The sequence below is a fragment of the Methylobacterium segetis genome (genome assembly GCF_004348265.1).
Taxonomy (GTDB): domain Bacteria; phylum Pseudomonadota; class Alphaproteobacteria; order Rhizobiales; family Beijerinckiaceae; genus Methylobacterium; species Methylobacterium segetis.
Genome location: NZ_SMNT01000135.1, coordinates 1 through 10,368, shown reverse-complemented (window position 1 = coordinate 10,368; position 10,368 = coordinate 1). Strand labels below are relative to the sequence as shown.

Below are 10,368 nucleotides of genomic sequence, written 5' to 3'. Positions count from 1 at the left end.
TGCGCTGCTTGCCGATTCTGCCCCAGCGCGGGTCTTCCGCGGGATCGTCGACGCTGGTCGCCCACGAATGAACCATGTTGCGTGGGCCGACCCTGTTCACCAGCTCCTGCGGATAGGCGGGATGAGCCGGGTCCTCCATCGCGTCGAGGTGATAGAGATAGCCGAAGAACTCGTCGAAGCCGTGCACCGTCGGCAGGAACTCGTTCTTGTCGCCGAGGTGGTTCTTGCCGAATTGGCCGGTGGCGTAGCCCATGCCCTTCAGCGCAGTGGCAATGGTCACGGCCTCTGCCGGAATGCCGATGGCGGCGCCAGCCTGACCGACCGTGGTCATGCCGGTGCGGATCGGCAGCTCGCCGGTGATGAAGGCCGCGCGCCCCGCCGTGCAGCTCGCCTCCGCGTAGTAGTCGGTGAACAGCATGCCCTCGCTGGCGATCCGGTCCAGATTGGGCGTCCGTCCTGCCATCATGCCGCGGTGATAGGCGCCGATGTTCCAGATGCCGATGTCGTCGCCCATGATGACGAGGATGTTCGGTTTCTGCCCGGCCGCCTGTTGCTGCTGGGATTGTGACTGGGCCTGTGCGGGCGTGGTCGGGGCGTTCGAGACCAGCGCGGCAGCTGCGAGGGCCGACGTCCCGGTGAGAAGCATGTTACGGCGGCTCAGCCTGCCATCTGCTTGCAGGTTCGCTGAATTCTCTTCGCAGGCACGGTCATGATTCATGATCGCCTCCTCTCACGCGCGATGCACCGGAAGCCGATGTGACTGGTGGAGCTGTCGACCGGCTGCGGGTGGCGCGCAGCCGGGCGGTAGCGGCGGCAGTAATTCGGAGCGCAGAGATGTGAGCCGCCCTTCAGGACGCGGCGGGGAATGCGAATCGCGGGCAGGCAGGGGTCGTAGCTGCCTGCCTCGCGCCCGCCCCGAGGATTCTCCGGAACGCAGCAGGCCTTGGACGAATTCGCCGAGTGCTGCGGGGCGAAAAAGTCGGCTGTCCACTCCCATACGTTGCCGATCATGTCGTGCAGGCCGTAGCCGTTCGGCGGGAAGGCCGTGACCGGCGAGGTCCGCTCGTAGCCGTCCTCGGCGCGGTTCTCGTGCGGGAAGGTGCCCTGCCAGGTGTTGGCCATATGCCGCCCGCCTGGCATGAACGTCTCGCCCCACGCGAACTCGGCCCCGTCGAGGCCGCCGCGCGCGGCATACTCCCACTCTGCCTCCGTTGGCAGTTCCTTGCCGGCCCAAGCCGCATAGGCCTCCGCATCGGCGTAAGCGATGTGCACCACCGGATGCTCGTCGAGCCCGGCGATGGAGGAGCCTGGGCCGGAGGGACGCCGCCAATGGGCGCCGAACTTGAAGCGCCACCACGAGCTCCAGTCGCGCAGGTCAACCATGCCTTTTGGCGGCCTGAACACCAGAGAGCCAGGCTGCAGCATGTGCGGCAGCGCGCCCGGATAGTCCTTCGGGTTGGGCTGCCGCTCGGCCAGAGTGACGTAGCCGGTATCACGCACGAAGGCCCGGAACTGCGCGTTTGTGACGGGCGTTCGGTCGATCCAGAAGCCGTCGACGCACACGCGATGGACCGGCGCCTCCTCCGGGTAGTGCCGATCCGAACCCATTCGGAAGGTCCCGCCGGGCACAAAGACCATGCCAGGAGACGGATCGGACAACATGGCGCGCCAGCTGAGGACAGGAGCGCTCGGCATCGCGCGCTCCTTACGCGGGCCAGGGAGGATGCGCTCCTTACCCGGGCCAATGAGGATGCCCGCTGGAGGCTTGCAGCGCGCAGCAGCGTATCAAGCCTGCGCAAGGCAGCTTGACCGAATGGGACCGCGGCCCGGTTTCGGCGCGGAAGCGCACGGTTTCGATTGGGCTCGCTCGGATGGACCGTCCGATGAGCCTGCGCGCCCCGTTCCGCACAGGTCGGCCGACATACCAGGACGCCGGATACGCTTTGCTTCAGACCCTCCCGAAGCCCCCGCTTGCGACGACCAGTCCAAGGACGGCACAGGCCGATGCGGGACGTCTGTTTAGCCCGGCGGCCCGTCCGAAAGCCGCCGTTCAGTTTTCGGCCGAAATGGTCGGCTGTTGAGGCGGTCCTTGGCCTTCACCCAGTCCTGTGGCGATCCCAAGTCGCCGATCAATGCGCAGCGACAGGCCGCGCCGCAGTCTCATCGGAGATGCCGACTTTGGCCCAGACATAGAACGCGAGCAGCGCCACCGGCAGCCCGAGCAGGGACGTCCCGACGAAGAACCAGGTGAAGCCCGTCCGCTCGATCACGAAACCCGAAAAGCCCGCCAGGACGCTCCCCGGGACGGCGCAGAGCGACGTCATCAGTCCGAACTGGCTCGCCGCATGCTCGGGCGAGGAGAGCGTCGACATGTACGTGATCAGCACCACTGACGCGAAGGCGTAGGCGAAGCCGTCGATGCCGACGGTGACTGCGAAGGTCCAGAAGGCCGTCCCACCGTCGCCTCCGTGGGCTGCAAGGCAGGCGAGGCTGAGATGAGAGGCCGAGCCGGCAACCGTGCCGATCAGGAGGCTCGGCAGCATGCCGATCCGCGGGATGAGGGCACCCGCGAGAAAAGTGCCGCCGAGCGCGATCCAGAAGCCGAAGAGCTTGGTGACGGTCGCGATATCCGTGTTCGAGAAGCCCTGGTGCTTGAACAGCGGCACCGCCATCGCGCTCGCGACGTAGCCCGGCATCCGGAAGCCGGCAATGAGCAGCAGGATGACCGGTGCCGAGGGGCCGAGCCGGGTCAGAAGCTCACGGATCGGTGCCCACACGGTCTCGACGAGGCCGGCTCGGGCAAGGTGAGAGGGGAGCAGGTCTGAAGGTGGCTCGGGGGCGAGTATGGCCGCAAGCATGCCCGGCAGCATCAGGCCGCCCATGGAGAGATAGGCGCCGCGCCAGCCGATCCGGTCAGCCAGGAACAGGGCGCCGGCTCCAGCCGCGAGGTTGCCGACGCGCCAGCCGATCTCGGTCCAAGACGACAGGACCGCCTGCTTCTCGGGAGGCCGGACGCTGGTGATGCGCCATCCGTCGATGACCAAGTCCAGCGTGGCTCCGGCAAACCCCAAGGCCAGCGAGAACACGATCGTCCACGCGAGCTGATGCGCGGGATCGCCGAACGCGATGCCGGCGAGAGCGGCCATGACGCCGAGCTGCGCGACGATGATCCAGGCCCGCCGGCGGCCGAGGAGGCGCCCGAGTACGGGCGGATCGTACCGGTCCAGGAACGGTGCCCACAGGAACTTGAACTTGTAGGCGAGGGTCAGTTCGCTCAGGAGCCCTATCGTCGCGATCGAGATCCCGATGTCGGACAGCCAGGCCGACTGAGTGGCGTAGACGAGGAGGAAGGGGATGCCGGACGTGAAACCGAGGCCGAGGGCCGGTGCGATCCGCCGATCCGTGAACAGCGCCGACCAGAAGGGTGTCGGTTCTGGTCGCGCCACAGCCGTTGATGTCATGCGCGGTTTTCTCCGCTCCCGCCGGCGCACGACGGACCAGGGTAGGCGCAAGCCCATGAACCAGGTTGCGTGTGCGGTCGTTCCCGAGTGCACGGACTCGTTAGGACAGCCGCGGTCGGCAATGGCGTCGCCTCCATACTCACACCGCCGGCATCGGCTGCTAGGTTTCTCAGGGTGTGGCTCAGACTGCGGAATGTCCGCCGACCGGCGTATGCGATGCCTGATCCAAACGGGACCAATGGCTTCATTTTGGATGCTGACCACATGACTGATGATAGCCAGTCGGGGTCGCACTGGCGAAAGGCAGTCGTTCAACTCCTGGCGCTCGCGGCACGACCCGTACGCAGGGCGCAAGGACGGAGCGGAACTGTCATAGAAGCCTATCGAGGATATGGCACGAGCGAGGAGATTTTCCTCATCGGACGGGTGTTCCGGCAGTCGCACGCCGACCGGACGGAACGCGAAGACGATGTGCGTGCCAGCCTGCGCAACATCGCGCACCGCATCCGCCGTCGCAAAGTCACCGGAGCTCTCGTGACTGCTCGCATTGGCGGCACGCAGACTCGCGTAACGACTGACCGCGACGGCTATTTCCGTCTTCACCTGCGCCCGCACGATGTGCCATCCAGCAACTCCGCTTGGCACTCAGTCGACCTGACGCTCGATGCCGACCCGCCGGTACGCGCACAGGCACAGGTCTACATCCCGCCGACCCGCTGCCGCTTTGTCGTCATCAGCGACATCGACGACACGATCATGCACACGGGGGTTGCCAACAAGCTCAAGATGCTCTGGCGCCTGTTTGTGGCCGACGCGGAGAGCCGTGTAGCAGTCCCCGGTGCGGCCGCACTGTGTCGAGCGCTCCATGCCGGCGTGACCGGCGATGAAGCCAATCCCATGCTCTACGTGTCTCGCGCCCCATGGGGCATCTACGACATGCTCGAGGAGTTCTTCCGGCAGCACGCGATCCCGGTCGGACCAGTGCTGTTCTTACGGGAGTGGGGCCTGTCCTGGCGGCACCCGCTGCCGCGAAGAGCGGAGCACCACAAGCGCGAGCTCATCAGCCACATGCTGGCGCTCTACCGGGACCTGCCTTTCGTGCTGATTGGCGACAGCGGCCAACACGACCCGGAGGTGTACGCTCAGGTCGTGGCGGACCATCCAGGCCGCGTGCTCGCCGTCTATATCCGCAACGTTTCACGAGACGCGCGTCGCGTTGCCGAAATCGAGCGCCTCGCCGCTACGGTTGCTGCGGCCGGTAGCAGCCTTGTTTTAGCCGCCGACAGCGCCGCTATGGCCAAGCATGCTGCCGGTCTCGGCCTGATCGCGCCCGAAGGTGGTCAAGCGGTCTCAGCCGAGCGGGCGGCTGCCAGCACTGCCGAGATGGTGGCCAAGACCCAGCAGATCGTTGGACCAACGGCCGCAGCAACCTCGCAGAAGGTGGCCGACGGGGAACTGAAGAGCGTCCTTAAGGAAGGATCGGACACGCCGCTGAATGTCGTCGTTGAGCCGGCCAACCGGGGCGGGTTGAGCACACCCTCGGATGCGAACTGAGCGTAAGCATGGGGCGCCCGACGCGATCTCGAACCCGTCCCCTTCGGTTCCGGCGCAGCGTCGTGCGGGATCTGCGAAACCGGATCCGGTTCGCCCTCGTCGGCCTGCTGATCCTGGTCGGATTGCACGTCGTCTCGATGGTCGCCTTCGAGCATCTGGGGCTCGGTGAGGCGATCTGGCTGACCTTCACCACCATCACGACGACGGGCTACGGCGACTACTCCGCCAAGACGACGGCGGGTCGCGCCTCCACCATCGTGCTGATCTACCTGAGCGGCATCTTCCTGCTGACGCAGGCGGCCAGCGCCTTCTTCGAGTTCAGGATCCTGCGCCGCGAGCGCAAGCGCCGCGGCGAGTGGAGATGGGACATGCGTGACCACATCGTCTTTGTGAATGCGCCGGCAGACGAGCCGGGCGACTACCTGCGCCGCCTCCTCGACCAGCTTCACCGCTCGCACGCCCATTTCGCCGCCGTACCCTCCCTGATCCTGACCGAAGCCTTCCCCGACGGTCTTCCACCGGACCTCGAGGACGATCCGCTCATCGTCCAGCTCAAGGGTCGGTTCGACGATCCGGCCGCTCTGGAAGCGGCAGGGGTCGACCAGGCTCAGGTGCTCGTCATTCTCGCCGAGAACGAAGGAGACCGCCTGTCAGACAGCCGCACGTTCGACATCATCCATCGTTTGCGCGAGCGGGGCATCACGGCGCGCATCATCGCGGAGTGCGTGGACGACTTGAACCGCGAGCGTCTCAAGCGCGCTGGCGCGTCGGCGATCGTCAGGCCGCTGCGGGGCTACCCCGAGATGATCGTCCGCGCGATCGTCGCGCCGGGAACGGAGTGGATCATCGAGCGCCTGTTCTCCAGCGAGGGTGACGAGTGCCTCCGGTTTGATGTCGCGGTTGAGGGTCTGACGTGGTCGAGCGTGGTCAGGGCCGTGCTCGAGGCGAATTACGGCACGCCAGTCGGCTACGCGGACGGGCAGGGCCAACTCCACAGCAACCCCCCACCCCAGGCGCCGATCGCCGCAACCGCGCTGTTCATCCTCGTCGACGAGACCCAGAAGCCGACGAACGGCGCACTCCAAAGGCTTCTCAAGGGGTAGCGAGGCGCGCTTCTGCGGGCGGGGTGTTGTATGCCAAGCCCGTCTGACGACGGGGCCCTCACGTTGACCGAACGAACCCTTGTGCTCGTGCGCCACGGGCAAAGCACTGATAACGAGCGCAACCTGTTCTCCGGGTTGCGAAATCCGGATCTGACCGACCGAGGCGTAGCCGAAGCCGTGCAGGCTGGCCGCCAGTTGAAAGGCCTTGGCTTCTTCTTCGATCTCGCTTTCACCAGCGAGCTGAGCCGCGCACAGCGCACCCTGACCTTCATGCTGGCAGAACTCGGGCAATCCTCTCTGAAGGTTGAGAAAACCGAAGCGCTGAACGAGCGCGACTACGGCGAGTTGGCTGGCTTGAACAAGCAGGAAGCGCGCGATCGGTGGAGTTCGCAGCAGGTCCAGCTATGGCGGAAATCCTATGACGCTGTTCCCCCGGGCGGCGAGAGCCTAGCTATGACCGCGGAACGGCTTGTGCCGTACTATGTGCGGGAGATTGAGCCGCAGGTGCGAGCGGGCAAGCGCACGCTCGTGGTGGCCCATGGCAATTCGCTGCGGGCCCTTGTGATGCACTTGGATGGCCTGAGTGCTCAGGAGGTGGTGGATGTGCACCTCGCGACGAGCCAGAAACTCGTGTACCGCTTCGATGAGCATGGCGCGGTGACCAAAAAGCAGTCGATCTTGGTTGATATTTGACAGAATTGATGCCGCGCCTCCCTAGCCAGGACGAGCTTCTGGCGCGAGACGCTACCGTTCAAGTATTCTCGGCATCCGCTTGGAGGCGGAGGTTGCAAGCCTGGGACAGCAAGGCACCATCCGGCGTGCAGGCATCGTGACGAGCGCAGGCTTGATCGGGACGCCGCTCGGCAAGGACTCGTTAACCATAAGCCCGTAGCGAGGCTCCACGGGCTGCCGGTTCCGTCTCAACACCGGGGCAGTCTCAATCCCAAGGCGATCCAGGCGCAGCCGCGCGTGGGTCGCCTTTTGTCGTCTGGTGCGGATTCAGTCGGGCCGAACGACGAAGCGCCGTGCCTCGCCTGCAGGGAAGCCAAGAGGCGCTGCGGTGATGTTACGGATCAGTCCTCGTCATCAGGATCAACCTTCCCGTCTCGCCGATCGCGGCGCATGTCGCGGCGCATCTCCTAGCGATCGACATCGCGCTCACCGCGCAGCCGCAGAACCTACTCGCCCGCCTCCTTCAGGACGCCATCCGCAGCCAGGAGCGAGACGCCAGCGAAGTCGCCCCGCTGCCACGCGCGTCGAACCCGACACGTCAGGTCGCGACCGGCGACCATGAGGTCGAAATATTCGGGCAGGCGAAAGCGACGCGCCACGCTGAGCTTGGCCCCGCTGACCGAGATGTCCCGGATCACGCATGGGATCTGCTCGCCATCCTCCAGCACGATGGTGGCCAGTCGCATCGTGATGTGACGCTTGCCGGTGAGCCTCTTCTCCGCAGTCGCGGGCGTGCTCGGGCTCTCGTTCGTGTCGGGCATCGGAAGGCTGAGACGGAGCGGTGGGCGCGGTTTGCGGCAAATGATCTGAGCCGGCGCCTTCTACCGGAGGAGGGTTGCGAGCGGGTGAAGCCATCCGCGTGCGCGGTTCCCCGGATCCTAACCGGGTGGGGAAGTGTCGAGGGTTCACGGTCCTCCCCAGCTACGCGCGCCAAGCCTTCCATCGGGCCTGCCGGCCGATCCAAATCCGAGCTTCGGCCGACGGATCGACCGAACCACGAGGTCGGACCGCCCAGCACCAGCCGGGCGGCCTTACTCCTGCTTGTCGCGCTATCGAGGACGTGAGGTTCGGCTAGGCTGCCGCACTGTCGTCGGCATCGAGGATCGTCTCCAAGTCCCCTGTGAGCGCTTCCAATTGCTCCGCGGTGGCGACGATCTTGAACTTGGTGCCGTCCTCGGCTTCGACGGCGATCTCGACGTGATCGCCCACCTTCGCGGCCAGAGCCTGTGCGAGCTTGTAGGTCGTTGCCATGAGATCTCCTGTGTGAGGTTGCGGGCAACGTCACAGGCGCGACTTGGTCCCCGCGACAGAAGCTCTCACGTCTGCGTCGCTCCTGCAGACAACCCGGCGGCATGATTTCGCCCGAGAGACTGTGACCGGCATCACGGAAGCCTCCCGGCGAACAGCGCATGGCGTGCGTGCTCAACCACACGGAGCACGCCCATGAGAGTCCAGCAGCTTGTCAGCGCCTTCAGCCTCACTGTGGTGGCGTTCGTCGCCCTCCTGGCTGCCTCGCTCGTGGGGCAGGCCTATCTCCCCGCCGACGCGGTAGCCGAACACGTTCAGGCCGCGAGCCCGGTTCAATCCGCCTCGCCCATCCGCACTCGCCGCCTTCGCGCGGCACTGATGACATGCCGGTCGGATCTGCAGGCGGCGAGGGTGTCCGTTCGCGACAAGTGAGCTGATACAGACTGACCGCCACAGAGGATGGGGGATCCGGCGGGGGGCGAAACGCCCGGTTTGGTCTCCCCGTGGCAGCTGGCGCGTAGATGTAGAGGCTCGCACAGCGGGCCGTGCTGGACCAGCGAACGTGCCGAGCCGAGGACCCAAAAAATAACACAGATTAATCCACACCTACCTGGCTTAAGCTGCCGGCTAAGCACTAAAGGGTTCAGCGACGGAGGGACGGGCGATGTTCAGCCACGACCAACAGGTGCGCTACACGTTTCTGGTCTATGATCCGCCTGCAGCTGGCCTACCGTGGCTCTCGGTCTGCATCGGCCCGGATGGGACGGTCCGGGGGGCAGAGACCTTCGACACCCTGGCTGATGCGCAGGCGCGGACCGCAGAGTGCGCGGAACTCTTTGTCAGGATGAGCCAACCAGGCGCAGAGCCCCACTTCCAGCGGACTACCCGTTTGCACTGAGGGTCTGGATGCGAGAGCCGAGACAGGACCGCGCTGATGCGATCAGGCACTGTCCACTTTCCCGACCATCTCTCCCACAAGCGTCCTTCCGCTTCCGGCCACTATCGGTCGCTCAAGCCCGTCCGCGAGCTATTCGCCTCAGCTCGCCCGGTTCGCCGCGGCGGGCTTCTTCACGCAACCCACCGGACGCCGCCGGCACAAGTGAGGCGGACGTCACGGCAAACCTAGCTAGCGTACAGCAGGTCGCCGGTTATGTGTTGCTCCGTGGCGTGGCAGCCTCCGGTACCGGCGGTTACGAGCTTGAGGCACCGGCACCACCTGACGGTCTGTGATAGCGGAGCCGTCATGAGTCGCGACGACGCGGCGAGCCTGCTCGATGGTCATGCCGCACACCGTCATCCCTTGAAGAGTGCCCAGGGCGCGGTTGTATTCAGGAAGATTGGGGCATCCGGCAAAGCCAAACGCCCAGACTGTGGTTGGCGCTGCAAGCGAGGTCACCAGCGCGAGTACGGCAGGACCGCTCTTGAACGACATAGCCGATGCCCCTTGCGGTCGACGCTGGCGCACCCACTGAGAACATTCTACAGCGAAGCGGACGTCAGCAAAAAGCAAGTACAAGATCCGGCAGAGGTTGCGCTGAGGCATGAACCTGAGCCCCGCAGAACCTGCGCTTACTTGTGGCCGGGCTCCTGAACCGAAAGGACCGCTTTCAGCCAAACCCGGCCAGCAGCTATGCGCGCATCCCGGCGATTCGGTCGATCCGGGACAACATCCCGAAAGCAGTCATTTCTGCAGCCCAGCTCACACCCTTTAGTGAATTTCTGAATGGTGCAGCGGGTTGTGAAGTGACGCTATTCCTACGAGACCGACGCCGGAATTCTGGTCGGCTTCTTGTGGGTATGGACTTGGCACAGGGTCACCGGGTGGCAGCGGGCTGGAATGTCCAGCACCTGCTCCGAACACGAGATTGCCGTCCGCGTCGATCGTCGCCAGCGCGGGAGCCGTGGCATTGGTTTGCGGAGGTTGCACCGCGATCTGCGGCAAGGCGTTCGTCGAATGCGCTGCTGAATGCGACACCGCTATGTCTGCCGACTTGTTAGGCGCAGTTTCGGGAACTTGGTGAAGTATGTCTGCCGCCCGGCCGTTCTCGGTGGCACCCTCGGTTTTCGTCTGCGACAGGTCGCTCGCTTCAGTTGATTGAGATTGCGGGACAGCCTCGCCTGACGTTGGCGATCGAGGCTCCGTCTGCGTTGCATGCTCCTCCACACCGGTCAGCTTCGTAGTGCCGGAGGGGTCCGCCCCGTTCGCCGGCTGCATGACCTGACTTGGCGGCACATGGCTCGCCTCGGCGGTGATGCTGGAGGTGTCCGCC

10 protein-coding genes are annotated in these 10,368 nt (G+C 65.3%); 4 read left to right on the top strand and 6 right to left on the bottom strand.

What is annotated here, in order from left to right; all coding sequences use genetic code 11:
• The 3 genes from E1J50_RS23835 to E1J50_RS23825 form a co-directional block, all read right to left on the bottom strand.
• Positions 1-646: sulfatase-like hydrolase/transferase (locus tag E1J50_RS23835; RefSeq protein WP_165937959.1), on the bottom strand; the 646-nt coding region annotated here is incomplete at its 3' end.
• Between the two features lie 68 nt (positions 647-714).
• Positions 715-1,695, bottom strand: a complete 981-nt coding sequence (locus E1J50_RS23830; RefSeq protein WP_132256352.1) for a formylglycine-generating enzyme family protein — start codon at positions 1,693-1,695, stop codon at positions 715-717.
• A gap of 434 nt (positions 1,696-2,129) precedes the next feature.
• On the bottom strand, positions 2,130-3,461 hold the full coding sequence (locus tag E1J50_RS23825) for an AmpG family muropeptide MFS transporter (protein WP_132256350.1): 1,332 nt from the start codon (positions 3,459-3,461) through the stop codon (positions 2,130-2,132).
• Positions 3,462-3,725: 264 nt separating this feature from the next.
• Here E1J50_RS23825 and E1J50_RS23820 point away from each other — a divergent pair, with 264 nt between their 5' ends.
• The 3 genes from E1J50_RS23820 to E1J50_RS23810 all read left to right on the top strand — a co-directional run bounded on the left by E1J50_RS23820 (position 3,726) and on the right by E1J50_RS23810 (position 6,811).
• Positions 3,726-5,015, top strand: coding sequence for an App1 family protein phosphatidate phosphatase (locus tag E1J50_RS23820; RefSeq protein ID WP_132256354.1), 1,290 nt, complete (start codon positions 3,726-3,728; stop codon positions 5,013-5,015).
• A gap of 62 nt (positions 5,016-5,077) precedes the next feature.
• Complete coding sequence (locus E1J50_RS23815) at positions 5,078-6,118, top strand: ion channel (RefSeq protein ID WP_245516724.1); 1,041 nt, start codon at positions 5,078-5,080, stop codon at positions 6,116-6,118.
• Between the two features lie 30 nt (positions 6,119-6,148).
• On the top strand, positions 6,149-6,811 hold the full coding sequence (locus E1J50_RS23810) for a 2,3-bisphosphoglycerate-dependent phosphoglycerate mutase (RefSeq protein ID WP_132256346.1): 663 nt from the start codon (positions 6,149-6,151) through the stop codon (positions 6,809-6,811).
• A gap of 485 nt (positions 6,812-7,296) precedes the next feature.
• Here E1J50_RS23810 and E1J50_RS23805 read toward each other — a convergent pair whose 3' ends face one another.
• A complete protein-coding gene (locus E1J50_RS23805; protein WP_132256344.1) occupies positions 7,297-7,611 on the bottom strand; it encodes a PilZ domain-containing protein in 315 nt (104 codons plus the stop codon).
• 310 nt (positions 7,612-7,921) lie between these two features.
• Positions 7,922-8,101 (bottom strand): hypothetical protein, encoded by a 180-nt coding sequence (locus tag E1J50_RS23800; RefSeq protein WP_132256341.1) that lies wholly within the window; start codon positions 8,099-8,101, stop codon positions 7,922-7,924.
• Between the two features lie 192 nt (positions 8,102-8,293).
• Here E1J50_RS23800 and E1J50_RS23795 point away from each other — a divergent pair, with 192 nt between their 5' ends.
• The gene (locus tag E1J50_RS23795) at positions 8,294-8,530 is read left to right on the top strand and encodes a hypothetical protein (protein WP_132256339.1); all 237 of its coding nucleotides are present in this window, start codon (positions 8,294-8,296) and stop codon (positions 8,528-8,530) included.
• 1,276 nt (positions 8,531-9,806) lie between these two features.
• Here the strand turns inward: E1J50_RS23795 and E1J50_RS27865 are convergent.
• Positions 9,807-10,368 (bottom strand): hypothetical protein (locus E1J50_RS27865; protein ID WP_207919280.1); only part of this gene is annotated, 562 nt, incomplete at its 5' end.